The sequence below is a fragment of the Streptomyces sp. NPDC107654 genome (assembly GCF_055639035.1).
The window spans coordinates 64,835-88,171 of the sequence record NZ_JBVKBI010000023.1; the positions used below are offsets into that span (position 1 = coordinate 64,835).

The 23,337-nt window shown below is 73.7% G+C and carries 22 protein-coding genes; 7 read left to right on the forward strand and 15 right to left on the reverse strand.

Annotation, left to right across the window (positions count from 1 at the left end):
- Positions 1 to 37: 37 nt before the first annotated feature.
- From ACZ7N4_RS30990 to ACZ7N4_RS31000, 3 genes are all read right to left on the reverse strand, one after another.
- Complete coding sequence (locus tag ACZ7N4_RS30990) at positions 38 to 1,033, reverse strand: serine/threonine-protein kinase (RefSeq protein ID WP_471364717.1); 996 nt, start codon at positions 1,031 to 1,033, stop codon at positions 38 to 40.
- Positions 1,033 to 1,575, reverse strand: a complete 543-nt coding sequence (locus tag ACZ7N4_RS30995; protein ID WP_471364720.1) for a hypothetical protein — start codon at positions 1,573 to 1,575, stop codon at positions 1,033 to 1,035. The genes ACZ7N4_RS30990 and ACZ7N4_RS30995 overlap by 1 nt, the downstream gene beginning before the upstream one ends.
- Before the next feature lie 198 nt (positions 1,576 to 1,773).
- Positions 1,774 to 2,184 carry a hypothetical protein gene (locus tag ACZ7N4_RS31000; RefSeq protein ID WP_471364723.1) on the reverse strand — a complete coding sequence of 137 codons (411 nt, stop codon included), beginning with the start codon at positions 2,182 to 2,184 and terminating at the stop codon, positions 1,774 to 1,776.
- A gap of 331 nt (positions 2,185 to 2,515) precedes the next feature.
- On the opposite strand from ACZ7N4_RS31000, the gene ACZ7N4_RS31005 reads away from it, so the two are divergent.
- Positions 2,516 to 2,917, forward strand: a complete 402-nt coding sequence (locus ACZ7N4_RS31005) for a nuclear transport factor 2 family protein (RefSeq protein ID WP_471364725.1) — start codon at positions 2,516 to 2,518, stop codon at positions 2,915 to 2,917.
- A gap of 203 nt (positions 2,918 to 3,120) precedes the next feature.
- On the opposite strand, the gene mgrA is transcribed toward ACZ7N4_RS31005, so the two are convergent.
- Complete coding sequence (gene mgrA, locus ACZ7N4_RS31010) at positions 3,121 to 4,113, reverse strand: L-glyceraldehyde 3-phosphate reductase (RefSeq protein WP_471364728.1); 993 nt, start codon at positions 4,111 to 4,113, stop codon at positions 3,121 to 3,123.
- A gap of 111 nt (positions 4,114 to 4,224) precedes the next feature.
- Between mgrA and ACZ7N4_RS31015 the strand changes: the two genes are divergently transcribed.
- The gene (locus tag ACZ7N4_RS31015; protein ID WP_471364733.1) at positions 4,225 to 5,115 is read left to right on the forward strand and encodes a LysR family transcriptional regulator; all 891 of its coding nucleotides are present in this window, start codon (positions 4,225 to 4,227) and stop codon (positions 5,113 to 5,115) included.
- A 114-nt stretch (positions 5,116 to 5,229) separates the two neighbouring features.
- Positions 5,230 to 5,730, forward strand: a complete 501-nt coding sequence (locus ACZ7N4_RS31020; RefSeq protein WP_471364735.1) for a mycothiol transferase — start codon at positions 5,230 to 5,232, stop codon at positions 5,728 to 5,730.
- Here the strand turns inward: ACZ7N4_RS31020 and ACZ7N4_RS31025 are convergent.
- The 7 genes from ACZ7N4_RS31025 to ACZ7N4_RS31055 form a co-directional block, all read right to left on the reverse strand.
- Positions 5,727 to 6,806: an adenosine deaminase gene (locus ACZ7N4_RS31025; protein WP_471364739.1), complete on the reverse strand. Its 1,080-nt coding sequence runs from the start codon at positions 6,804 to 6,806 to the stop codon at positions 5,727 to 5,729. The two genes, ACZ7N4_RS31020 and ACZ7N4_RS31025, sit on opposite strands and share 4 nt — an antisense overlap.
- 46 nt (positions 6,807 to 6,852) lie before the next feature.
- Positions 6,853 to 7,248: a VOC family protein gene (locus tag ACZ7N4_RS31030; protein WP_471364742.1), complete on the reverse strand. Its 396-nt coding sequence runs from the start codon at positions 7,246 to 7,248 to the stop codon at positions 6,853 to 6,855.
- A 763-nt stretch (positions 7,249 to 8,011) separates the two neighbouring features.
- On the reverse strand, positions 8,012 to 8,947 hold the full coding sequence (locus ACZ7N4_RS31035) for a M48 family metalloprotease (protein WP_471364876.1): 936 nt from the start codon (positions 8,945 to 8,947) through the stop codon (positions 8,012 to 8,014).
- A 5-nt stretch (positions 8,948 to 8,952) separates the two neighbouring features.
- Positions 8,953 to 9,333, reverse strand: coding sequence for a BlaI/MecI/CopY family transcriptional regulator (locus ACZ7N4_RS31040; protein WP_471364744.1), 381 nt, complete (start codon positions 9,331 to 9,333; stop codon positions 8,953 to 8,955).
- A gap of 247 nt (positions 9,334 to 9,580) precedes the next feature.
- Positions 9,581 to 10,486, reverse strand: a complete 906-nt coding sequence (locus ACZ7N4_RS31045; RefSeq protein WP_471364747.1) for an aldo/keto reductase — start codon at positions 10,484 to 10,486, stop codon at positions 9,581 to 9,583.
- A gap of 39 nt (positions 10,487 to 10,525) precedes the next feature.
- Positions 10,526 to 11,194 (reverse strand): chitinase, encoded by a 669-nt coding sequence (locus ACZ7N4_RS31050; RefSeq protein WP_471364879.1) that lies wholly within the window; start codon positions 11,192 to 11,194, stop codon positions 10,526 to 10,528.
- A gap of 355 nt (positions 11,195 to 11,549) precedes the next feature.
- Positions 11,550 to 12,872 carry an aldehyde dehydrogenase family protein gene (locus ACZ7N4_RS31055; protein WP_471364882.1) on the reverse strand — a complete coding sequence of 441 codons (1,323 nt, stop codon included), beginning with the start codon at positions 12,870 to 12,872 and terminating at the stop codon, positions 11,550 to 11,552.
- 186 nt (positions 12,873 to 13,058) lie between these two features.
- Here ACZ7N4_RS31055 and ACZ7N4_RS31060 point away from each other — a divergent pair, with 186 nt between their 5' ends.
- Positions 13,059 to 14,108 carry an acyl-CoA dehydrogenase family protein gene (locus ACZ7N4_RS31060; RefSeq protein ID WP_471364749.1) on the forward strand — a complete coding sequence of 350 codons (1,050 nt, stop codon included), beginning with the start codon at positions 13,059 to 13,061 and terminating at the stop codon, positions 14,106 to 14,108.
- A gap of 477 nt (positions 14,109 to 14,585) precedes the next feature.
- Here ACZ7N4_RS31060 and ACZ7N4_RS31065 read toward each other — a convergent pair whose 3' ends face one another.
- From ACZ7N4_RS31065 to ACZ7N4_RS31075, 3 genes are all read right to left on the reverse strand, one after another.
- Entirely contained in the window at positions 14,586 to 15,728 is a 1,143-nt protein-coding gene (locus tag ACZ7N4_RS31065; RefSeq protein WP_471364753.1) for an LLM class flavin-dependent oxidoreductase, read from the reverse strand.
- Between the two features lie 155 nt (positions 15,729 to 15,883).
- Positions 15,884 to 15,967 carry a putative leader peptide gene (locus ACZ7N4_RS31070; RefSeq protein ID WP_351932810.1) on the reverse strand — a complete coding sequence of 28 codons (84 nt, stop codon included), beginning with the start codon at positions 15,965 to 15,967 and terminating at the stop codon, positions 15,884 to 15,886.
- Between the two features lie 112 nt (positions 15,968 to 16,079).
- Positions 16,080 to 16,256 (reverse strand): hypothetical protein, encoded by a 177-nt coding sequence (locus ACZ7N4_RS31075; RefSeq protein ID WP_471364756.1) that lies wholly within the window; start codon positions 16,254 to 16,256, stop codon positions 16,080 to 16,082.
- A 222-nt stretch (positions 16,257 to 16,478) separates the two neighbouring features.
- Between ACZ7N4_RS31075 and ACZ7N4_RS31080 the strand changes: the two genes are divergently transcribed.
- Entirely contained in the window at positions 16,479 to 16,913 is a 435-nt protein-coding gene (locus ACZ7N4_RS31080; protein WP_471364759.1) for an SPW repeat protein, read from the forward strand.
- 691 nt (positions 16,914 to 17,604) lie between these two features.
- On the opposite strand, the gene ACZ7N4_RS31085 is transcribed toward ACZ7N4_RS31080, so the two are convergent.
- The gene (locus ACZ7N4_RS31085; protein WP_471364763.1) at positions 17,605 to 19,125 is read right to left on the reverse strand and encodes an APC family permease; all 1,521 of its coding nucleotides are present in this window, start codon (positions 19,123 to 19,125) and stop codon (positions 17,605 to 17,607) included.
- Positions 19,126 to 19,239: 114 nt separating this feature from the next.
- On the opposite strand from ACZ7N4_RS31085, the gene ACZ7N4_RS31090 reads away from it, so the two are divergent.
- On the forward strand, positions 19,240 to 20,424 hold the full coding sequence (locus tag ACZ7N4_RS31090; protein WP_471364766.1) for an ROK family protein: 1,185 nt from the start codon (positions 19,240 to 19,242) through the stop codon (positions 20,422 to 20,424).
- Positions 20,425 to 20,531: 107 nt separating this feature from the next.
- Entirely contained in the window at positions 20,532 to 23,282 is a 2,751-nt protein-coding gene (locus ACZ7N4_RS31095) for a glycoside hydrolase family 2 protein (RefSeq protein WP_471364768.1), read from the forward strand.
- Positions 23,283 to 23,337: the final 55 nt, after the last annotated feature.

A 23,337-nucleotide genomic window follows, 5' to 3' on the forward strand; every position in this document is an offset into this window, starting at 1 on the left:
CAAGCCGGGGACGCGGGGGCCCACCCGCGAACGGCCTCTAGCGCGGGCCGGCGCCGAACACCGGTGCCGCCCAGTTCGGGGGCCAGGGCGCGGGCTCGGGCGGCCGGGAGGGCGCCGGCTCCGCATCCGTGCGGCTTTCCGGCGGCGCGGCGGTCGTCGCGGTCGTGGCCGCGCGCAGGGCGGCGACGAACTCCCGGCAGGTGTCGTGGCGGGCGTCCGGGCTCTTGGCCAGGGCGCGGGCGAACACGGAGTCGACGGCCGGGGAGAGACCGGGACCGACGGCGCTCGGCGCGGGCGGCTCGTCGTACTGGTGGGCCCACAGCAGGGCCATGTCGTCCTCGCGCTGGAACGGCGGGCGGCCGGTGAGGGTCTCGTAGACCACGCAGGACAGGCCGTAGACGTCGCAGCGGCCGTCGACCGGGCGGCCGGCGATCTGCTCGGGGGCGACGTAGTCGAGGGTGCCGACGAACTGGCCGACGCTGGTGAACCCGGTCAGCGAGAGGGACTTCTTCGTGAGCCCGAAATCGGTCAGGTACACGTACTCGGGATGGTCGCTGTCGGTGCCCTCGGCGACCAGGATGTTGCCGGGCTTGACGTCCCGGTGGACCAGGCCGTGGTCGTGGGCGGCGTCCAGGGCGGAGGCCACCTGGGCGGCGATGCGCACCGCGTCCGGCGGCGGCAGCGGGCCCCGCACGTCGAGGAGGTGGCGCAGGTCGCTGCCGGGGACGTAGCGCATGGCGATGTACAGCACCCCGTCGGTCTCGCCGGCCTCGAAGACCGGCACGATGTGCGGGTGGTCGATCGCCGCGGCGACCTGGGACTCGTGGGTGAAACGCTTGCGGAAGGTGTCGTTGCGGGCCAGTTCCGGGGCGAGCAGTTTCAGCGCGACGGTGCGGCCGAGGCGCAGGTCGCGGGCACGGTAGACGACCGCCATCCCGCCACGCCCGACCTCGCTCTCGATCAGGTAGCTCGCCACCTGCCGGCCGATCAGTTCCGAGGGGCGGCCGGCGAACAGGCCGGCCTCGCTCGACATCAGCGCTCACCCTCGGGCGCGACCAGCCGGGCGGAGGCGCGGTCGGGGTCGTCCTCCCCGGTGACCGAGACGTCGGTGGCGTAGGTGCTCAGCCTCCGTCCGTCGCCGTACACCCACCGCTCCTCCTGTGCGTCGTACAGCCACATGGAGGCGCCGTCGACGACGAGCCCGATCCGCAGGCCCCCGGTGCGGAGGTCGAAGGCCTCCCCGTCCAGACCGCCGGCCGCCAGGTCCTCCACGGCGGCCCGGTAGTCGGCCAGGGCCTGCTCCAGCCGGGCGAGCAGGGGGCGCGGATCGGTGGTGGCCTCGGGCTCGGCGGCGGCGGGCGGGTCGTCGGGCAGGGCGACGAGGAGCCGGCCGTCGACCCAGGCGGCCCAGCCGTTGGCGCAGCGGATGTACCCCCAGTCGCCGCGCCGCTCCACGAGCTGCACCGGCAGCAGCGGGTCCAGGGGCACGGTGGGCCGCGCCGGGTCCGGGGCCTCCCAGGCGGGCAGTCCGTGCGGCGGGACGACGTGCGTGGGCCGGAACCCGGGGGTCTTCATCGCCGGCCCGCTTCCACGTCGGGGGTCACCGCGGGGCCCGTCTCGGTCGCCAGGACGAGTGCGGGTGCGGTCGGGACGACCGGCCACTCAGCCATGCCGGAATTCTATCGATTCGTTCAGATGTGCGCCCCGCGCGAGGGGCGAGAGGGCGGCACGGGGAGTTGCAGGGGAGGAAGACGGGGGCAGGGGGACGGTCGGTCAGGCGACCGGTACGACGAGGCCGGGCACCGTCCGCTGCATGCGCAGCGCGTCGACGGACTCCGCCAGCAGTTCGTACTCGGTGGTCTCGTCGCCGGTCGCGATCCGCACCAGCCGGCCCGCGGCCAGCTGGTCGGCGACGCTTTCCTGCCGGGCCGGGTCACCGCACCAGGCGCGCAGCACGAAGGACACGTCGGGCACGGTGTCGGCGACCGGCACGAGCGAGCCGGCCGGGAAGTGCCCGGCCTCGGGCCGGGGGTCGAGGCGGTCGGCGATCCAGTTGGCGCGGTCGCGCAGCCACCACAGGGCGAGGGCCAGGGTGGGAGCGCGGTAGGTCCCGAGTGGCACTCCGATGCGCTGCCCGCCGCAGACGCCGTACGCGGTGACATGGCACAGGAATTCGTCGTGCATGCGCGCTCCCCCGTCGCGGTCGTTCGCCTGCGGGACGGCCTCGCCTCGATGCGGATCATGTGCGGTGCGTGATCGGAACCTCGCGCCAAGTGAAGTCCGTACAGTCGAGTATGTTCACTACTGAATCACTGTCACCATGACTTTCCGGCCAGTCTCCTGGCATATTCCGCGCCTGTTCTGGCCGGAATGAGGCGTCCGCACGGCGCCCGCGCATGACCTTCGAGGTAATCGACCCGGCCGCCGCTTCTCCCGCATGGTGGTCACACCGGATCGGCGAAACCCCGACCCGGGTCCTGACCAGCAGAGACGACCTCGATGGAGGAGCTTCGCCATGACCGTGCGCACCGACCGTCACGAGAACGCCGCCGCCCGCTACTTCGAGGCCTGGAACGCCTCCGGACCGGAGGCCGTCGCGAAGGCCGTCGCGGCCGCGTGGGCCCCGGACGGCGGCTACACCGACCCGCTCGTGGACGTCCGCGGCCACGAGCGGATCGCGGCCGTCATCGCGGCGGCCCACGAGCAGTTCCCGGGCTTCGTGTTCCGCCCGCTCGGCGCGGTCGACGGCCACCACGACACCGCGCGCTTCGGCTGGGAGCTGGTGAACGAGGCCGGGGGTACCCCCTCCGGGGGAGGGCCGGCGCCGGTGGCCGGGTTCGACGTGATCACCCTGGACGCCGAGGGCCGCATCCGGCAGGTCCTGGGATTCCTCGACCGGGTGCCGGCCGGCGCCTGACGGCGCCACCGGGAACGCGCCTCGGACGGTCCCGGCAGCGACGGCCGTAGCACCGGCCGCCCGTAGCACCGGATGGCCCTGGCACCGGATGGGCGTAGTACCGGGCGGACGCGGCGCCAGGCGGGCGCGGCACCGAACGGTCCCGGGCACCGGGCGATCGCGGCACCGGACGCGCGCAGCCCTCCGGGGCCGGCCGTCCGGTGCTACGGCCGGACGATCGCGTCGATGCGCGCCAGTTCCTCGGTGTCGAAGTCCAGGTTGCGGACTGCCTCGACGCTGTCCTCGATCTGCCGCGCGCTGCTCGCGCCGACCAGGGCGGAGGTCACCCGGCCGCCGCGCAGCACCCAGGCCAGGGCGAGCTGGGCCAGCGTCTGGCCGCGGGACTTCGCGATCTCGTCGAGCGCGCGCAGCCGGGCGACGAGGTCCTCCGTGACCGCGTCCGAGTTCAGGAACGGGCTGTCGCTCGCGGCCCGGGAGTCCTCCGGGATGCCGTCGAGGTAGCGGCCGGTGAGCAGGCCCTGTTCCAGCGGGGAGTACGCGATGGAGCCGACCTGGAGCGCGTCCAGGGTGTCGAGCAGGCCCTCGTCCTCCGGACGCCGGTCGAGCATCGAGTAGCGCGGCTGGTGGATGAGGAGCGGGGTGCCCAGCTCGCCGAGGATGCGCGCGGCCTCACGGGTCTGCTCGGCGGAGTAGTTGGAGACGCCGACGTAGAGGGCCTTGCCCTGCCGCACCGCCGAGTGCAGGGCACCCATCGTCTCCTCCAGGGGGGTGTCCGGGTCGAAGCGGTGCGAGTAGAAGACGTCGACGTACTCCAGGCCCAGCCGCTTCAGGCTCTGGTCGAGCGAGGACAGCACGTACTTGCGCGAGCCCCACTCGCCGTACGGGCCGGGCCACATCAGATAGCCGGCCTTGGTGGAGATCACCAGCTCGTCCCGGTAGCCCGCGAAGTCCGCCTTCAGCGCCTCGCCGAGGGCGGACTCGGCGGCCCCGGGCGGCGGACCGTAGTTGTTCGCGAGGTCGAAGTGGGTGATGCCGAGGTCGAACGCGCGGCGCAGGATGGCCCGCTGGGTCTCGACGGGACGGTCCGGCCCGAAGTTGTGCCACAGGCCGAGCGACAGGGCGGGCAGCTTCAGTCCGCTGCGTCCGGTGCGCCGGTAGGGCATCTCGGCGTAGCGGTCGGGGTGTGCGGTGTACAACGCGACTCCAGAGGGGTTGGCACACGATCTACCGGTGCCACTCTTCCCCGGGCGGCGGGAAGCGGTCCAACAGAAGAATCCGATGGGATTCAGCGGTTAGCCTTCTCAATCATGGAACTGCGTCATCTCCAGCACTTCGTCGCGGTCGCCGAGGACCAGCACTTCACCCGGGCCGCCGAACGCCTGATGGTGTCCCAGTCGGGCCTGTCGGCGTCCATCCGCGCGCTGGAGCGGGAGCTGCGGGCGCCGCTGTTCGTGCGGACCACGCGTCGGGTGACGCTCACCGAGGCGGGGCGGGCGCTGCTGGTGGAGGCCGAGCGGATCCTGGCGCAGGTGCGTTCGGCGCACGAGGCGGTGGCGGCGGTGCAGGGCGTGCTGCGGGGCACGCTGGCCCTCGGCACCGAGCAGTGCATCGCCGGGGTGCAGGTGGCCCGGCTGCTGGCGGCCTTCCGGGGCCGGCACCCGGACGTGGAGATCCGGCTGCGGCAGGCCGGTTCGGGCGCGCTGGCGGAGGATGTCGCCGCCGGGCGGCTCGACCTGGCGTTCGCCTACCGTACCCAGGCGGACACCGACCAGCTGCGCTCCGTGCCGCTGACCAGCGAGCCGATGACCGTGCTGTGCCACCCGAACCACCGCCTGGCCTCCGCCCCGGCCGTGCCGGGCCCGGACGACCTCGCCGGGGAGGTCTTCGTGGACTTCCACCCCGACTGGGGCCCGCGCCGCACCACCGACGCCGCGTTCACCGGGGCCGGCGTCCGGCGCACGGTCGCCCTGGAGGTCAACGACGTGCACAGCCTGCTGGACCTGGTGGACGAGAACCTGGGGATCGCCGTCGTACCCCGGCACTTCCGGCACAAACGGCCGGCGCTCGCGGCGCTCCCGCTGAAGGGCGTGGGCGAGGCGGAGTACGAGACGGTCGCCCTGCTGCCGCCGGAGCGGGCCACGAGCCCGGCCGCGCGAGCACTGGTCACGCTGCTCGAAACGGGAGCCCTGAACGCCTGACGAGGAGCCCCGACCACGCGACGAGGGAGGCCTGGCCGCGCGACGAGGGCCGGTGGCCGCCGGAATCCGGCCGACGAGGCGCGTGAGCGGCGCTGGTTTGCGATGGTGGACGGTATGCATGCAAAGGACATCCTCATCGACGGCTACGGCCGCATCCAGGAAGAAGTCCAAGCCGTCCTCGACGGCCTCGGCCCGGACCAGCTGCACCACCGCCCGTCCCCCGAGGCCAACACCATCGCCTGGCTGGTCTGGCACCTGACGCGCGTGCAGGACGACCATGTCGCGGACGCGTTCGATCTCGACCAGGTGTGGCTCTCCCAGGACTGGGAGAAGCGGTTCGGCCTCGACCTGCCCCGGCACGACACGGGTTACGGGCACACCCCGGCCAAGGTCGCCAAGGTGCGGGTGGCGTCGGCCGACCTGCTGACCGGGTACTACGACGCCGTCCACGAGCAGACCCTCGTCGCCCTGCGCACGCTGGCCGCCAAGGATCTCGAACGCGTCGTGGACGAACGCTGGGACCCCCCGGTGACGCTCGGCGTCCGCCTGGTGAGCGTCCTGTCCGACGACCTCCAGCACATCGGACAGGCCGCCTACCTCAGGGGTCTCGTCTAGAGCGCGTTCGCGTACCCCGGGAGGACCACGTCCTCGATGAGGGCCTTGCGCTCGTCGAACGGGATGAACGCGCTCTTGAGGGCGTTCACGGTCACCGTGCGCAGGTCCTCGACCGTCCAGCCGGCCTCCTCGACCAGCAGGGACATCTCCCGGGTCATCGTCGTCCCCGAGACCAGACGGTTGTCGGTGTTGAGGGTGACCCGGAAGCCGAGGTCCTTCAGGGCGGTGATGGGGTGCTCGGCGATGGAGGTGGCGCAGCCGGTCTGGAGGTTGGAGGTGGGGCACATCTCCAGGGCGATGCGGCGGTCGCGGACCCAGGAGGCGAGGCGGCCGAGCTTGCCGGCCGCGAGGTCCGGGATGTCCTCGGTGAGACGCACACCGTGGCCGATGCGCTGGGCACCGCACACCTGGAGGGCCTGGTGGATGCTGGGCAGGCCGTGGGCCTCACCGGCGTGGATGGTGAAGGGCACGTTCTCGCGGCGCAGGTGCTCGAAGGCGGCCAGGTGGTCGGCGGGCGGGAAGCCGTCCTCGGCACCGGCGATGTCGAAGCCGACGACACCGGCGTCACGGTAGGCGACGGCCAGGTCGGCGGCCTCGCGGACGCGGTCGAACATCCGCATGCCGCACAGCAGGGTGCCGACGCGGACGGGGGTGCCGGCGGCGGCCGCCTTGGCCATGCCGGCCGCGAGGCCCTCCTGGACGGTCTCCACGACCTCGCTCATCGCCAGCCCACCGGCGGTGTTCAGCTCGGGGGCGTAGCGGACCTCGGCGTAGACGACGCCGTCGGCGGCGAGGTCGAGGACGTACTCCTCGGCGGTGCGCAGCAGGCCCTCGCGGGTCTGCATGACGGCGAGGGTGTGCTCGAAGGTGGCGATGTAGCGCACCAGGTCGCCGGAGTTGGCGGCCTCGAAGTACCAGGCGGCCAGCTCGTCCGGGTCGGTGGTGGGCAGGGTGTGGCCGACCGCGTCCGCGAGTTCGACGACGGTGGCGGGGCGCAGGCCGCCGTCGAGGTGGTCGTGCAGGACGGCCTTGGGGAGCCGGCGGAGGGTCTCGGTGTCGATGCGGGACGCGGTCATGGGCGTTTCGTTTCCTCAGGTCCTCGGGCAGGTGGTGCGGGGCGGATCAGTGGCCGGCGGGCTGGAGCAGGTCCCAGCGGTTGCCGTACAGGTCCTGGAAGACGGCGACCGAGCCGTACGGCTCGTGGCGCGGCTCCTCCAGGAAGGTCACGCCGGCGGCGGTCATCCGGGCGTGGTCGCGGGCGAAGTCGTCGGTGTGCAGGAAGAAGCCGACGCGCCCGCCGGTCTGGTCGCCGACGCGGGCCCGCTGGTCCTCGTCCTTGGCCCGGGCCAGGAGCAGTCCGGTGCCGGTGCCGTCGCCGCCGGGCTCGACCACGACCCAGCGCGAGCCGTCGGGACGCGGGGCGTCCTCGACGAGACGGAATCCGAGGGCCTCGGTGTAGAAGCGGATGGCCTCGTCGTAGTCGTGCACGACGAGGGTGACCAGGGCGACGCGGCGCATGGCGACCTTCCGGTGGGACGGGTTAGCCGGTGAGGTTATACGTAAAACCTGCTGCGCGCCAGTCCGGTTTTACGCGCGTCACGAACGCGGTGCCGCGAGGTGACGGGGAGGGGTTGAGGTCGGGGCGAGGGGCGCGTTCTCGCCAGGCGGGTCTCCGTGTCCCCGGGCGCGCGCGGGAGGCCGGAGAGGGGTTCCCCGCTCCCCCTCAGGCGCTCTCCCCGGGCGCCGGGGGCGAGGCGCGGCATGCATGGCCGCCAGGCTTCACGGCACCGCGGCCAGGCGCGGCATGGCTGACGGGGCTTCACGGCTTCCGTACCGGGCCTGGCACCTTGCCGCCGGGGCTTCACGGCGCCCAGACCGGGCCTGGCCTGGGCTGGCCTGGCCGGGCCGCCGGGACTTCCCACGGCATCCGCGGACAGGCACGGCCGTGCCGCCGGGGCTCTACGGCATTCGCAACCGGACGGGGCATCCACCGCCGGGGCTCCGCCGCTCCCGCAGCCAGGTACGGCCTCGCCGCCGTGGCTCTGCGGCCCCCGCAGCCGGGCACGCCCGTACCGCCGGGGCTCTACGGCATCCGACGCGACGCGCGGCGATCGGCGGGCACTCTTCTCAGGGGGCCTCCCCCGGCCGGCAGGCGCCTTCTCGCCCCGCTTCCCACGGGCCCGCCTCAGGGGCTCCTTCCCCTCCTCAGGGCCTCCTCCCCCTCCTCGAGACCCCTTCCCCGGGGTTCTCAGGGATCCGCTTCAGCGTGCTCCCGCCATCCTCAGGGCGCCTCCTCGCCCTGGGCGACCTCCACGCGGTGGTGGACGTCGGCCGTTGCGGTGGCCGATGCCGCGCAGGACAGGGCCGTGCAGGCGACGAGGAGCACGGCGACGGTGCGGGCCGCGCGGGCGCGCGGGGGGCGCGGGGCGGCCAGCAGGGCCTGGACGCGGCGCGGGACGGGCCCGGTGGCCGCCCCGGGGAGGAGGCCGTGGCGCGCGGTGGGGCCGGCGAGGGCGGCGCGGGCGATGGCGCGGGCGGTCAGACGCCGGTCGCCGACCGTCGCCGCGGCGGCCTCGTCGGCGGCGCGCTCGGCGGCGAGCCGTACCGTGGCCCGGACCCGGCGCAGCGCGGGATGGCAGTGGGCCGCGAGTTCGGCGGCGGCGAGCGCGACGTGGTGGCCGCCCGCGTTGTGGGCCCGCTCGTGCGCGAGCAGCACCTCCCGCTCGGGGCCGTCCAGGCTGCGCAGCATCGCGGTGGTGACGACGACCCGGTGCGGCCGGCCCGGCAGGGCGTAGGCGTCGGGGTGCGGCGAGTCCACCACGCACAGGTCACCGGCGCCGGACCCGCGCGCGGCCTCGGCCCGGGCCGCCCGGAAGGCTCGGCCCTGCCGCAGCGCCGAGCTGACCAGGGACCAGCCGGAGACGGCCAGTGCGGCGGCCGAGGCGACGGCGGCCGGGACGACGTAGAGGTCGGAGGCGGTGCGCAGGGGGTGGACGAGTTCGCCGAGCGCGGCGAAGACCGGCAGTTCGAGCATGCCGATCAGGACGAACGCGCCGAGCGCGGCGAGCGAGCAGCCGGCGAGGAGCACCGCGCAGCCGGTGACGGACCACAGCGCGACGACGGGGTCCAGCCGGCCCAGGGCCCGGCGGGCCAGGGCCGGCAGGGCGCACGGCAGCAGCAGCGGAAGCAGGAGCAGCAGCAGCAGCAGTACGGTCATCACGGTCATCGGCCGTCGGATTCGAGCAGGTCCCGCAGAACCCGTTCGTCGTCCGGGCTGAGCTGGGCGACGAAGCGGGCGAGCACCGTCTCGCGGTCGCTGTCCCGGTCCAGTTCGCTGTGCATACGGCGGGCGGTGAGACCGTGGGCGTCCTGGACGTCCCCCGCGGGAGAGTAGGCGTAGCCGCGGCCCTGGCGCTGCCGGTCCACGACCCCCTTCTCGTGCAGCCGGGTGAGGATCGTCGTCACCGTCGTACGGGCGAGGTCCACGCCGAGGCTCTGCTGGACCTGGCCGGGCGTCCGGGGCGCGTCGGCGGCCCAGAGCACGGCCATGACGCTCGCTTCGAGTTCGCCGGCCGGCCGGCGTTCGTCCTTGGCGTCGCTCATGGGAAGGTTCCTCACCCCGTCCTGGTCCGGTGGTCCGGGCCTGTCTCCGTCCACCCGATGGTAGCCAGCCGGGGCCGCCCCGCGGTCGTACGACCGTACGCACCGGGGCGTGCGCGGACCCGGTCGGGCCGCCCCACCGTCACACGACGGCAGGCACCGGAACGCGCACGGACGCCGTCCAGGCCGCCCCACGATCACACGACGGTACGCACCCGGGGCGTGCACGGCCCCCGTCCGGCCGTCGGCGTCAGCTCACCCCGGCGCGGGCCGCGCCGAGCCGCGCCCGTTCCTCCTCCGTGAGCCGCAGCCCGCCCGCGGCGACGTTCTCGGCCAGGTGGCCGGGGTCGCCGGTGCCCGGGATGGCGAGGACGTGTGGACCCTGGTGCAGCGTCCAGGCGATGCGGACCTGGGCGGGGCTGACGCCGTGGGCCCGGGCGGCGGAGAGTACGGCGTCGCCGTGAGCGGTGGTCGCGCCGTGCTCCCCGGCCGCTCCGGCCACGGCGTAGAAGGGGACGAAGGCGATGCCGTGCGCTCCGCACAGCCGCAGGACCTCGTCGCCGACCGGGTCGGGACGGTCCACGGCGTACCGGTTCTGCACGCTCACCACCGGCGCGATCTCCATGGCCTCGGCGAGGTGCCGGGGTTCGACTCCGGAGATCCCGAGGTGCCGGATCAGGCCCGCCTCGCGCAACTCGGCGAGGGCACCGAAGTGTTCGGTGATGGAGTCCTGGCTCATCCGGCGGAGGTAGACGAGGTCGAGATGGTCGCGGCCGAGCTGGCGCAGGTTCTCCTCGACGTGCCCGCGCAGTTCGTCGGGCCGGGCGGAGGTGCCCCACTCGCCGTGGTAGTCCCGGTAGGGGCCGACCTTGGCGGCGATGACCAGGTCGTCGCCGTACGGGGACAGCGCGGTGTTGACGAGTTCGTTCGCGCTGCGCAGCGAGGAGAAGTAGAAGGCCGCCGTGTCGATGTGGTTGACGCCCAGTTCGACGGCCTTGCGCAGGACGGCGAGTGAGCGTTCCCGGTCGCTCGGGGTGCCGTTGTGGAAGGCGGCACTGCCCGTCAGCCGCATCGCGCCGAGGCCGATGCGGTGGACGGGCAGGTCGCCGAGCAGCCAGGTGCCGGAGGCGTCTGCGGTGATCGTTTCTGCGGTCATCCGCGGAGTCTCGCAGACGGCGCCCGGCTCCGGGGCGGGTCAGCAGTACAGGTTGGCGCCGGGCGAGACGCCGAGGATCTGGGTGAAGCGCTGGTAGGCGGAGACGCGGCTCTGCACCTGCGCGGGATTCTTGCCGTCGCATTCCAGGGAACCGTTGATGCTGCGTACGGTCTGACCGAAGCCGGCGCCGTTCACCATGGCGTTGTGCGCGGTCATCGTGCCGGGCCCGGTCTGGGTGTTCCAGTACCACAGGCCGGTCTTCCAGGCGACGGACGCGTTGCTCTGGACCAGGTTCGGGTTGTTGAGCAGGTCGATGCCGAGTGCGTCCCCGGCGGTCTTGTAGTTGAAGTTCCAGGAGAGCTGGATGGGGCCGCGCCCGTAGTACGCCGCCTGTCCCGCCGGGCAGCCGTACGGGCGGCTCCAGTCGCAGTAGTGCGGGTAGTTGGCGGTGTTCTGCTCGACCACGTACACCAGCCCGCCGGTCTCGTGGCCGACGTTGGCGAGAAAGGCGGCGGCCTCCTGTTTCCTCACGGTGTCGCTGCCGGTGTTCGCGAAGCCGGGGTAGGCGCCGAGGGCGGCGGTCAGGCCGCTGTAGGTGTAGAAGGAATTCCGGTTCGGGAACATCTGGTTGAACTGCGTCTCGCTGACCACGAAGCCCGCCGCGGAGGCCGTGGGGGCCGCCTGGAGCACCAGGGCGGAGGCGCCCAGGGCGAGTGAGGTCAGGAGGGCGGCGATGCGGTGCTTCGGCACGGACCAACTCCTTTGCGCAGCACGGCCGCACCCGCACGGGGGCGGGAACGGCCGGGTGGGGGGTTGCGCCCACTCAACCGCCTTGGTCTGTACCAGTCAAGGGTGTAGACCAGTCAATCCGGTGCGGGGTGCCCGGGCCGACTCCGCCCCATCGGACACCGTTTGCCGCCTCTCGCCTACAGACCGGCCGCGCATGGGAGTCGGGCCCGGCCGCGTCGACGGCCGGACCCACAGGTGCGCCGGCTGGATCCGGAGGCGGTGCGGCCGGACTCGTAGGCGGTGCCGGCCGGTCTCCGGGAGGTGGTGCGGAAGGTCAGCTCAGCGGCTTCGACAGGACCGCCTTGCGGTGGCTGAACGTCTCGATGGAGTAGCGGCCGTGGTAGTTGCCCATGCCGCTCTCCCCCACTCCGCCGAACGGCAGGTCCGAGACGGTGAGATGGGCGAGGGGCAGGCCGTGGCCGAGGCCGCCCGAGGAGGTCTCGGCGGCGATGCGCGCACGGGTCTCGTCGGACTCGCTGAAGACGTACAGCGCGAGTGGCTTGTCCCGCTCGTTGATGAAGCCGATCGCCTCGTCCAGGCCGGGCACGGTGACGATCGGCAGGATCGGCCCGAAGATCTCCTCCTGCATGACGGGCGAGGCCGGGTCGACGTCCGCGAGCACGGTGGGCGCGAGGTACCTGGCCGTCCGGTCGCCGGTGCCGCCGACGGCGACACGGCCCGAGCCGAGCAGGGCGGAGAGCCGGTCGAAGTGCCGCTCGTTGACGATCCGGCCGTACTCCGGCGAGCGGGCCGGGTCGCTGCCGAACAGGCCCTCGACGGCACGGACCAGCGCGGCTTCCAGGCCGGCCGCGGTCTCCGGGTCGGTCAGGACGTAGTCGGGGGCGACACAGGTCTGGCCGGCGTTGAGGAACTTGCCGCGGGCCAGCCGGTCCGCGACCACGTCAAGGTCGGTGCCGCGGTCCACGAACACCGGGGACTTGCCGCCCAGTTCGAGGGTGACCGGGGTGAGGTGCTCGGCGGCGGCCCGCATGACGACACGGCCGACGGTGCCGTTGCCGGTGTAGAAGATGTGGTCGAAGCGTTCGGCCAGCAGGGCCGTGGTCTCCGGGACGCCGCCCTCGACGACGGCGACGGCGTCGGTGTCCAGGTAGGCCGGGATCAGCTCGGCCAGCGCGGCCGAGGTGGCGGGGGCCAGCTCGCTCGGCTTGGCGACGACCGCGTTGCCCGAGGCCAGCGCGCCGACCAGGGGGGCGAGCAGCAGCTGCGCCGGATAGTTCCAGGGGGCGATGACGAGGACGACGCCCAGGGGGTCGTACTGCGTCCAGGCGCCGGCGTCGGCACCGAGGTGCGCCGGGACGGGCGCGGGCTCGGGGCGCAGCCAGTCCGTCAGGTGCTCCAGGGTGTGGTCGATCTCGCGGACGGTGAAGTCGATCTCGGTGCGATGGGCCTCGGTGCTGCTCTTGCCGAGGTCGGCGCGGAGGGCGGCGGCGAGGTCGGCGCCGCGTTCCGTGAGCAGCGCGCGGAGCCGGCGCAGCTGGCCGGTGCGCCACTCGACGGGCTTGGTGCGGCCGGTGGCGAAGGTGGCGCGCAGCCGGGCCACGACGTCGGCGGGCTGCTCGGGCAGGGAGTGGTTCACGGGTGCCTCGCTGAGGTGCCCGGGCGGTCCGGCCCGGGCCTGCTGGTGGGTCAGATGCAAATGCCAACCTTTCATGTCTCAAATTCATTCCGGGGACGCCCGGGCGTGACGAGGGTCACTCGACCGGGGGCGCCTCCGCTGCCGCCCGGTCCGGGTCGCCGCGGACCGCCCGGAAGAATCGTCCGCATGGACCTCACCCCGCACCCGCTCGTCGTCCGCGCCCGCCGCCTCGCCACGGACCTGCTCGCGCCCGAGGCCGAGCGGGTCGACCAGGAGGGGGTGCCCGCGAGTCACATCGAGGCCGTGAAGCGGTCGGGGCTGCTCGGGGTGACCGCGCCCGCGGAGTACGGCGGGGCGGGGGCACCGCCCGCCGTGCTGCGCGAGACGGCGGAGATCCTCGCCGCCGCGTGCTGCGCGACCTGGTTCGTGCAGACCCAGCACCACACCCCGGTGCAGACCCTGGCGCGGAGCGAGCTTCCCGCCCGCGAGCGGCTGCTCGGGCCGCTCTCGCGCGGTGAACTGCTGTCCGGGGTGGCCTACGCGCACCTGCGGTCGTACCCGCGCCGTCCGGTGCGGGCCGGCCGGCAGGGCGCGGGTTGGCGGTTCGACGGGGCCGTCCCCTGGTACACCGGGTGGGGGCTGAACGACGTGATGCTGCTGGCCGGGGTGACCGACTCCGGCGAGGTGCTGTTCGCGTTCGCCGAGGCGCGCGAGCAGCCGGGGCTGCGGGCGTCGGCGCCGATGCGGCTGGCGGCCCTCACCGCCGCGCGCACGGTGTCGCTGGAGCTGGACGGCCTGTGGCTGCCCGCGGAGGCGGTGGCGCTGCACACCCCGTACGCGCGCTGGGCCGCCGGGGACCGGATCAGAACGCTGCACACCAACCCGGCGGTCTTCGGCGTGGCCGAGGCCGCCCTGTCCCTCCTGGACGACGGCACGGCCGCCCCGCTCCGCTCCCGCCTCGCCGACGTCCGCGACCGGGCCTACGCCCTGGCCGACCTTCCGGCAACCGAGGTGCGGGCCGGGGAGCGGCTGGCGGTGCGGGCGGAGGCGTACGAGGTGCTGCGGACGGCCACCACGGCGGCGGTGGTGGCGGGCGGTGGCCGGTCCATGGCCCTGACGAGCCGGGCCCAGCGCCTCGCCCGCGAGGGGCTGTTCCTGCTGGTACAGGGCCAGACGGCCGAGTCCCGCGAGGCACATCTGCGGGCCCTGGTCACCTCGCCGCGAGAGACCCGCTGACCGCCGTCATCGGGCGTCGGCGCGGCAGTCGGTGAGCCTCGGCGGGGGCGCCGGCCGTGCCCGCCGCCGCACATGCCGTCCTGCGCCACGTCCCACCACGGGGGCGGCTGGGGCAGAGCAGGCACTCCTCATGGCGCAGGAGCAGCGCACACCGGAGCCGTTCCGGGCGGGCCGGCCGACGGCGGAAGGGCCGTCCGCGTGCCGGCCGTCCTGCGCCGTCGCGCCGGTCAGGTGCCGCGCGCCGTGTCCGTCCGGTGCCGTGCGAGCCGCATCCGCTCGATGCCCCGCGCCGTCGCCTCCGCTCGATCTCCTGCACCGCCGACCCGCCCGGTACCGTGCGCAGCCCGGACGTGGAGCGCACCAGGGCCGCGCGGATGTACCACGTGCCAGGGCGGCCCGAGCGCACCCGGCTCCTCCCCCCACCACTCTCCCCCCACTCCCCCACGCCCCTCCGCTGTCCCTCCACTCGCCCCCCGCTCACCCCGCGAACGGCACCGCCCCGGCCGTGGCGGCCCGGCCGCCGTCGGGGTGCGCCCACAGGCCCCGCGCGGCGAGGCGGGGCAGTACACCCTCGCCGAACCAGTACGCCTCCTCCAGGTGCGGATAGCCGGAGAGTACGAACTCGTCGACGCCCAGGGCGTGGTACTCCTCGATCCGCTCGGCGACCTCGTCGTGGCTGCCGACCAGGGCCGTGCCCGCCCCGCCGCGCACGAGCCCGACGCCGGCCCAGAGGTTGGGATGGATCTCCAGGTTGTCCCGGCCGCCGCCGTGCAGCGCGAGCATCCGCCGCTGCCCCTCCGACTCGCTGCGGGCGAGGCCCGCCTGTACGGCCCGTACGGTCTCGGCGTCGAAGCCGGCGAGCAGCCTGTCCGCTTCCGCCCAGGCCTGCGCGGAGGTGTCGCGGGTGATGACGTGCAGCCGGACGCCGAAGCGCAGGCCGCGGCCGTGCTCCGCGGCGAGCCTCCGGATCCGGGCGATCTTCTCGGCGACCTGCGCGGGCGGTTCTCCCCAGGTGAGGTACACGTCGGCGTACCGGGCCGCGACCTGGCCCGCGGCGGGCGAGGAGCCGCCGAAGTACACCTCCGGGACGGGCTCGGGCAGCCGGCCCAGCCTCGCCTGTTCGACCCGCAGGTGCTCCCCGTGCAGGTCGACGCCCTTGCCGTCCCACAACTGCCGTACGACCTCCAGGAATTCGCCGGTACGACGGTACCGGGCGTCCTTGTCGAGGAAGTCGCCGTAGGCCCGCTGCTCCCGGCTCTCGCCGCCGGTGACCACGTTGAGCAGCAGCCGCCCGGCGGTGTGCCGCTGGAAGGTGGACGCCATCTGGGCGGCGAGCGTCGGTGAGAGGAAGCCGGGCCGGAAGGCGACCAGGAACTTCAGCCGCTCGGAGTTCTGGCTGACCATGGCGGTGGTCAGCCACGCGTCCTCGCACCAGGCGCCGGTCGGGGTGAGCGCGCCGACGAACCCCAGGCCCTCGGCGGCCCGGGCGATCTGGCTCAGGTAGGCGACGGTCGGCGGCCGGTCCCGGCCGGAGGCGGTCGCCGGGGTGCCGTGACCTCCGCCGACGACGTCACGGCTGTCGCCGTTGGTGGGCAGGAACCAGTGGAACACGAGGGGCACGGGACGTCTCCGATCGGGGCGGGGCTCTCCCGGCTCCCGCGGTGGGCATCGCGTGACAGGCGTCGGAGGCCGCGGGGTTCCGGCGGGGAGGAGGGGTGCCGGAACCCGGGCGTGCCGAGGGGGCCCGGAGACGGGAAGGGAACGCGGCGGGAGGATCAGGCCGCGCGGCGACAGGAGGCGCTGGAGACGCGCGCGAGGTCGACATGGCGTCGCCGCGTGAGGTCCAGTCGCATCGTCATGCCGCCGATCCTGACAGCGGCCGGCGAGACCGGTCAAGGAGATCCCGGCCGACTCCGCGTCCGGGGCCCGGATTTCACGGAGGCGCAACGCAGGCGCAACAGTGGACGGCCTTCAGGAGCCGCCGCCCTCCTCCTGTCCTTCGACCACGACGAGGAAGGCGTCCGACGTCAGGTCCATGACCACGGTCGCCGGCTCGCCCTCGGCGCGTCGGGCGGCCGCGTACTCCTCCGCGGGCCATGAACCACGCGGAGCCCCGGCGGGGAATCGCTCCAGCACCTTCTCACTCATGACGGCAGCCACCTCCTGCGTCGCTGACCCGGACGGGAATGTACGTGTTGTCCCGACCCGCTTGCCCCCGATCGGCGCGGGCATGTCACCCCCTGACCCGACCGCTACTCACCCCACCCCTACACATAAGGAAGAAATAAGAGCAAACTGGATTTAGCGGCGCTTATCGCACGCACACTGCACCAGAAGCGGTCTGGCCTGCACAGTCAAAGGAGACGACTCATGGCCAACTTGCACAGAGGTGACATAGCGAGCCACCCCGATGTCTCCGAAATGCGGGAACGCTACGCCCGCATGCTCGGCGGTCGCGACGTGGCGCTCGTGGACGGGCCGGTCTTCCTGCTCGGCCTCTACTGCGCTGCCTCCCCGTGGATCGTGCACTACACGGCGAGCCAGCCCGCCCTCGTGACGCACAACCTGATCCTGGGCGTGGCGATCGGCCTGCTGGCACTGGGGTTCAGCCGGGCACCCGAGCGGATGTACGGCCTCAGCTGGGCCATGTGCGCCATGGGCGTGTGGATGATCATCGCTCCGTGGATCGTGGGCACCCGCCCGGACGCGGGCGTCATCGTCAACAACGTCGTCATCGGGGCCCTGGCCCTCGTCCTCGGACTGATATGCGCCGCGACGGCGGCGAAGAGCACCCCCAGGCCGTAGAAGAGCCGTAGCGCCACCAGAGCCGTGAAAGAGGAGATCGAGAGAAGGAAGGGAGACACAGCCAGGCCGGTTCGCCCGGGCGGACCGGCCTCGCTGTGCGCCCGCGTCCTCGTCGCGTGCCCGGTGCGGCCGGCGGGTCCTCGTCGCGTGTCCGGTGCGGCCGGCGCGTCCGTCGGCGGGAGCGGGGCGCACCGGGCGCCCTGAGGGGGATCCCCACCTCCGGCGGCAGCCCCGGCCTGTCCGGCACCGGCCGCGGCTCCCGGGTCCGGGCGTCACCGGCCGGCTGCCGCGCGCGGCGCGGCCGGAAGCGCACCGCGGCCGCGTTGTCCTGCCGGAAGGCGCTCTCCCACGGCCCGGGGTGCCGGGCGAGCACCTCGCGCGCGGCCCGCAGCCGACGCCCGGCGCCTGACCCCCCGCACCACGAAGAATCTGCTCAGCACGCGGACCGGGCCGATGGGCCCCCGTACGGCGGGCCCGGCGGGGGCGCTCGCCGCAGGCCGGCGGGTGCTGCGCCCAGCCGGGCCCGGCGAAGGCCGACGCCACGCGCTCGCTGCGGAAGGTGCCGTCGGCGGCGGGCAGGGCGCCCCCGGACTCGGAAAGGTGGTGGCGGAACATCCGCCACAGCCGTTCCACGGCCGGCCGGTCCCCGGGGGCGCGGGACCGGCGGTGAAGTCCGCGGTGATGATGTCGGTCATGAACGAGGGCGTTCCCGGCGGATCGCGGTCCGGCCGGGGAATTCGCTTCGACGTCCGTGACCCTGGCTCGCATCAAGGGCGTCGCGGTCCTCGCCCACGTCGTCACCGCTGCCGCCGCCTTCCTGCGGCCCGAACGGCCACACCTTCTCCCGTCGCGCCCACACCAGGAAGGCCACGCAGCCGAGGGCCAGCCAGGCCAGGGACCACTCCACGGGACGGCGGCCCGGGGAGTTGTCGTCGGCGTACGCGTAGATCACGCACCAGCCGGCGAACGCGACGACGCTCGGCAGGGGGTACAGCCACATCCGGTACGGGCGGGGCAGGTCCGGCCGGCGTCTGCGCAGCACCGTCAGCGCGACGATCTGGGCCAGCGCCTGCACGATGACCATCACCGTGGTGAGCAGCTGGATCAGGGTCGCGAGGTCGGTGTGGCGGCCGATCAGGAAACCGACGGCGGTGATCGCGCCCATGGTGGCGAGCCCGAACACCGGGAACCGGTGCTTCGGGTGCAGCTTGGCGTACGGGCGGAAGAAGACCCGGTCCCGAGCCGCGTCGCAGGGCACCCGGGAGCCGCCGAGCAGACCGGCGAAGACGGAGGCGAACGCGGTGACCAGGATCAGCACGGTCACCGCGTCGGCCGCGCCCCTGCCCCAGGTCTCCTCCAGCACCGCTGAGGCCACCGAGGAGGAGGCGATGTCGTGCGGGTCGGTCATCCGGCGCCAGTCGACGACGCCGAGGGTGCCGATCTGCAGCAGCAGGTAGATCGCCATGATGCCGAGGATCGAAAGGACGATGGAGCGCGGGAGCGTACGGCCGGGGTCCTTGATCTCGGCGCCCATGTAGGCGGTGGTGTTGTAGCCCAGGTAGTCGTAGATGCCGATGGTCAGACCCGCGGCGAAGCCCGGCCAGTAGTGGCCGCTCAACACATCGAAGGCGCCTGCCGGATAGGTGAAGGCCATATGGGGGCTGAAGTCGGTGGCGGCGGCGGCGATCACCAGCAGCACGGAGGCGATCATCACGGCCCACATCACGGCGGTGATCCGGGCGATGTGCTCGATGCCGCGCCACAGCAGGATCACCACCAGCGCGATGACACCGAGCCCGATCAGGTCGCCGGCGGTCCGCCCCAGGCCGGGCGCGAGGTAGCCCAGGTACTGCACGAAGCCGACCACGCCCGTGGACATGATCAGCGGGATGAACAGCATCGCCGTCCACACGAACAGGAACGGCATCAGCCGGCCGGTGCGGTACCGGAAGGCCTGGCGCAGATAGACGTAACTGCCGCCGGAGCCGGGCATCGAGGCCCCCAGCTCCGCCCAGACCAGCCCGTCGCACAGCGCCAGCACCGCGCCGGCGACGAACCCGACGACCGCCTGCGGACCGCCGAACGCGGCCACCATCAGCGGGATCGTCACGAACGGCCCGATGCCGCACATCTGGCTCATGTTGATCGCGGTGGCCTGGAACAGGCCGACGCGGCGGACGAAACCACCCGGGGGCGGCGGGCTACCGGACATGGGGTCTCCTGACGCGGCGGGCGCGACGCACCGGCGGGGGCGGACAGGCCGATAAAGTTAAGGAGCCTTACTATCGGCGTCAAGTGTGCGACACGCATGCCCGAGAATGGTGCGATGCCCGCCAGCGAAGCCGAAGCGCAGCAGGAACAGCCCTGGAGCCGCCGTCGCCTGCGCAGCAACAACGAACGGTTGCTCCTGGACCGGCTGCGTGCGCTCGGCGCCGCGTCCCGCGCCCAGCTGGCCCGGGACACCGGCCTGTCGAAGCCGACGGTCTCCAGCGCGCTGGCCGCGCTGGCGGCGGCCCGCCTGGTGCGCGAGGCGGGCACCCGGTCCCCGGAGCGCGGGCGCACCGCCGTGCTGTACGCCCCGGACCCGGCCGCCGGGTACGCGCTCGGCGTGGACATCGGCCGGGGCTGGCTGCGGGTGGCGGTGGCCGACCTGGACGGCGCGGTCGTCGCCCGGGCCGACGTACGCAACCGGGCCCGTGCCTCCGCCGCCCTGACCGACCTGGTCGTGACCACCGCCCGCCAGGTGATCGCCAACTCGGGCGTCGACCCGGCGGAGGTGGTGCACGGGGTGGTCGGCACACCCGGGGTGTACGACGAGAAGCAGCGGCGGGTGCGGTACGCGATGCATCTGCCGGGCTGGGGACGGACCGGGCTCGTGGACCACGTCCGGGCGGAACTGGGCGTGCCGCTGGAGGTGCACAACGACGCCAATCTGGCCGCGCTCGGCGAGTACGCGTACGGCGTCGGCGCGGGCAGCCGGCTCTTCGCGTACATCCTGATAGGCACCGGCCTCGGGATGGGCGTGGTGGCCGAGGGGCGGCTGTTCACGGGTGCGCACGGCCTGGCCGGGGAGATCGGGTTCCTGCCGTGGCACGGCCGGCGGAAACCGGAGCGGCTGGAGGACGCGGTGTCGGGAGGGGCGGTGGTGGAGTCGGCCCGGGAGCTCGGGATGCGCGGGCAGCTCACCGCGAAGGCCGTGTTCGACGCGGCCCGGCAGGGGCAGCCGGCCGCCGTGCGGGCGGTGGAGCTGGAGGGCGAGCGGATCGCGCACACCGTGGCGGCGGCCGCCGCCGTGCTCGACCCGGACCTCGTGGTGCTCGGCGGCGGGGTCGGCCACAGCGTCGACCTGCTGCTGCGGCCGGTACGGGAGCGGTTGCGCGCCCTGACCCCGCTGCGCCCCCGGATCGCGCCCAGCCGGCTCGGCGAGGACGCCGTCCTGCTGGGCGCGGTGGCCACGGCCCTGGGCACGGCGCGGGACCTGGTGTTCGCACGCCGGACGGCCGGAACCTGACCCGTGCGACGGGCACCACGGCGAGGCACGTTGACACCCCCCGCATCGCTCCCTACCGTGACCCGCGTTAGTAAAGTTTCCTAACTTTACGAGCCTGGAGACCCGCCGTGTTGCCACGTCCCGCCCTCGCACGCCGGTACACCACCGCGGCCCTGGTCCTCGGACTGCTCGGTGGACTCACCTCCGGAGCCTGGGCCGGGGACCGGCGCCCCGCCGTACCGCACGGGCGCCTCGGGGGCACCGGGGCCGGACCCGCGCCGGTCCAGCCCACCCGGGTCCCGGGCGCCGCCGGATCGAGCACCCCTCTGTCCGGTTTCGCCATCCGGTCCACGGCCGAGGTGGGCGACTCCCCCGCCGCCGTCTCCTCCCCCGGCTATCCGGAGACCGGCTGGTACCCGGCGGGCCCGCGCTCGACGGTCCTCGCGGCGCTCCTGGCCGACGGCGTCTACGCCGACCCGTTCCACTCCACGAACCTGCGGAAGATCGACCCGGCCGGTTTCAGGGTCCCGTGGTGGTACCGCGCCGACTTCACGGTCGAGGACCCCGGCCCGCGCACCGCCCTCGACTTCAGCGGCGTGGTCTCGGCGGCCGACGTCTACGTCAACGGCCGCCAGGTGGCGCCCGCCTCGGAGGTCACCGGCGCCTACACCCACCACGAACTGGACATCAGCCGGCTGGTCCGGCGGGGCACGAACACGGTCGCCTTCCGGGTGCGGCCGAACGACCCGGACAAGCACCTCACCATGGGCTGGCTCGACTGGCTCCAGCCGCCGCCCGACCGGAACATGGGCCTCGTCCGGGACGTCCTGGTCCGCCGGGGCGGCCCGGTCGCCCTGCGCGACGCGCACGTGGTCACGAAGCTGGCCGTGCCCTCCCTCGCCACCGCCGACCTGACCGTGAAGGCCCGGGCCCGCAACGACACGGACGCGCCGGTCACGGCGGAGGTCGGCGGCAGCGTCGGCGGGACGGAGTTCCGCACGACCGTCTCACTCGCCGCGCACGAGACGAGGACCGTCACCTTCTCCCCCGCCGACGTCCCCGGCCTGCACCTCACCGAGCCGAAGGTGTGGTGGCCGGCCGGGATGGGCGGGCAGCCGCTGTACGGCCTGGACCTCACCGCGACCGTGGCCGACACCGTGTCGGACACCGCGCACCAGACCTTCGGCATCCGGGACGTCCAGGCCCCGCTGAATGCCGACGGCGCCCGCCGGTACCGGATCAACGGCCGCAGGCTGCTGGTGAAGGGCGGCGGCTGGTCCCCGGACGAGTTCCTGCGCTGGGACCGCGCCTACGTCGAGGACCGGCTGGTGTACGCCCGCGACCTCGGCCTGAACACCCTGCGGCTCGAAGGCCACCTGGAACCCGACGAGTTCTTCGACCTGGCCGACCGCCACGGCCTGCTCACGCTGCCGGGCTGGGAGTGCTGCGACAAGTGGGAGGGGGAGGTCAACCCGAGCGGGTCCGGGGAGAAGTGGAGCGACGGCGACCATGCCGTGGCGCGGGCGTCCATGGCCGCCGAGGCCGCCCGCCTGCGCGGTCATCCGAGCGTGCTGTCCTTCCTGATCGGCAGCGACTCCGCCCCCGACGCGACGATCGAGCGGGGCTACCTCGACGCCCTGAGGGCGGCCGACTGGCCCGTCCCCGTGGTCCCCGCCGCCTCCGAGGCGTCCGCGCCGCAACTGGGCGCCTCCGGCATGAAGATGACCGGGCCCTACGACTGGGTGCCGCCCGGCTACTGGTACGCCAAGCGCGAGGGCGGGGCCACCGGCTTCAACTCCGAGACCAGCGCCGGTCCGAGCATCCCCACCCTCGACACCCTGCGCCGCATGATGACGCCGGCCGAGCTCGACACCCTGTGGAAGGACCCGGAAGCCCGGCAGTACCACCGCTCGCCGTCCTCGGTCTTCGGCACGCTCAAGATCTACGACAACGCCCTCACCGGCCGCTACGGCGCCCCCACCAGCCTCACCGACTACGTGCGCAAGGCCCAGCTCGCCCAGTACGAGAACGTCCGCGCCCAGTTCGAGGCGTACGGGCGCAACGCGTCCGACACGGACCGCCCCGCCACCGGGGTGATCCACTGGATGTTCAACAGCGGCTGGACGTCCCTGCACTGGCAGCTGACCGACCGCTACCTCGACCAGAACGGCGCCTACTTCGGCGCGAAGAAGGCGAACGAGCCGCTGCACATCCAGTACTCGTACGACAACCGCTCGGTCGTGGTGGTCAACAACCGGCACACCCCCGCCGCCGGCCTGACCGCCCGGGCCACGCTGTTCAACCCCGACGGCACCCGGACGTACGACAAGACCGTCCACGGTGTGTCGGTGGACGGGGACGGGGAGCACGGCACTCCGCTCACCCTGCCGTCCTCGGTGAGCGGACTGGCGCGGACGTATCTGCTGCGGCTGGTGCTGACGGACGCGGACGGCACGGAGGTGAGCCGCAACGTGTACTGGCTCTCCACCAGGGCCGACACCCTCGACTGGAGCGGCACCACCTGGTACTACACGCCGACGACGCAGTACGCCGACCTCCAGGGCCTCGCCTCGATGGCCCGGGTGCCCGTCTCGGCGTCGGCGGCCACCCGCGCGTCGGACGGCACGTCGACCACGACGGTGACCCTGCGCCACGCCGGGAGCGGGACCACGCCGGCGCTGCTGACGGACGTCCACCTCGTGGACGCGCAGGGCAGGCCGGTGCTGCCGGTGCGCTGGTCGGACAACGAGGTGAGCCTGTGGCCGGGCGAGTCGGTGACGCTGACCGCCACCTACCGTACGGCCGACCTGCGCGGCTCGGCACCGGGCGTCCGGGTGTCCGGATGGAACACGCCGGAGCGGACGGTGCCGGCGGACTGACGCGACCGCGGGAAGAGGGGAGGAAGGAGGGGGTGGACCGCGACGGCCCGCCCCC

Bases quoted from the DNA above. Each gene is read 5' to 3' on its own strand.
- ACZ7N4_RS31090 (WP_471364766.1), top strand. From the start codon at position 19,240: ATGCCCGCCAGCGAAGCCGAAGCGCAGCAGGAACAGCCCTGGAGCCGC.
- ACZ7N4_RS31075 (WP_471364756.1), bottom strand. From the start codon at position 16,256: ATGAGTGAGAAGGTGCTGGAGCGATTCCCCGCCGGGGCTCCGCGTGGT.
- ACZ7N4_RS31060 (WP_471364749.1), top strand. From the start codon at position 13,059: ATGGACCTCACCCCGCACCCGCTCGTCGTCCGCGCCCGCCGCCTCGCC.
- ACZ7N4_RS30990 (WP_471364717.1), bottom strand. From the start codon at position 1,033: ATGTCGAGCGAGGCCGGCCTGTTCGCCGGCCGCCCCTCGGAACTGATC.
- ACZ7N4_RS31070 (WP_351932810.1), bottom strand. From the start codon at position 15,967: ATGACGATGCGACTGGACCTCACGCGGCGACGCCATGTCGACCTCGCG.
- ACZ7N4_RS31085 (WP_471364763.1), bottom strand. From the start codon at position 19,125: ATGTCCGGTAGCCCGCCGCCCCCGGGTGGTTTCGTCCGCCGCGTCGGC.
- ACZ7N4_RS31080 (WP_471364759.1), top strand. From the start codon at position 16,479: ATGGCCAACTTGCACAGAGGTGACATAGCGAGCCACCCCGATGTCTCC.
- ACZ7N4_RS31020 (WP_471364735.1), top strand. From the start codon at position 5,230: ATGCATGCAAAGGACATCCTCATCGACGGCTACGGCCGCATCCAGGAA.
- ACZ7N4_RS31000 (WP_471364723.1), bottom strand. From the start codon at position 2,184: ATGCACGACGAATTCCTGTGCCATGTCACCGCGTACGGCGTCTGCGGC.
- ACZ7N4_RS31040 (WP_471364744.1), bottom strand. From the start codon at position 9,333: ATGAGCGACGCCAAGGACGAACGCCGGCCGGCCGGCGAACTCGAAGCG.
- ACZ7N4_RS30995 (WP_471364720.1), bottom strand. From the start codon at position 1,575: ATGAAGACCCCCGGGTTCCGGCCCACGCACGTCGTCCCGCCGCACGGA.
- ACZ7N4_RS31035 (WP_471364876.1), bottom strand. From the start codon at position 8,947: ATGACCGTACTGCTGCTGCTGCTGCTCCTGCTTCCGCTGCTGCTGCCG.
- ACZ7N4_RS31030 (WP_471364742.1), bottom strand. From the start codon at position 7,248: ATGCGCCGCGTCGCCCTGGTCACCCTCGTCGTGCACGACTACGACGAG.
- ACZ7N4_RS31005 (WP_471364725.1), top strand. From the start codon at position 2,516: ATGACCGTGCGCACCGACCGTCACGAGAACGCCGCCGCCCGCTACTTC.
- ACZ7N4_RS31025 (WP_471364739.1), bottom strand. From the start codon at position 6,806: ATGACCGCGTCCCGCATCGACACCGAGACCCTCCGCCGGCTCCCCAAG.
- ACZ7N4_RS31045 (WP_471364747.1), bottom strand. From the start codon at position 10,486: ATGACCGCAGAAACGATCACCGCAGACGCCTCCGGCACCTGGCTGCTC.
- ACZ7N4_RS31015 (WP_471364733.1), top strand. From the start codon at position 4,225: ATGGAACTGCGTCATCTCCAGCACTTCGTCGCGGTCGCCGAGGACCAG.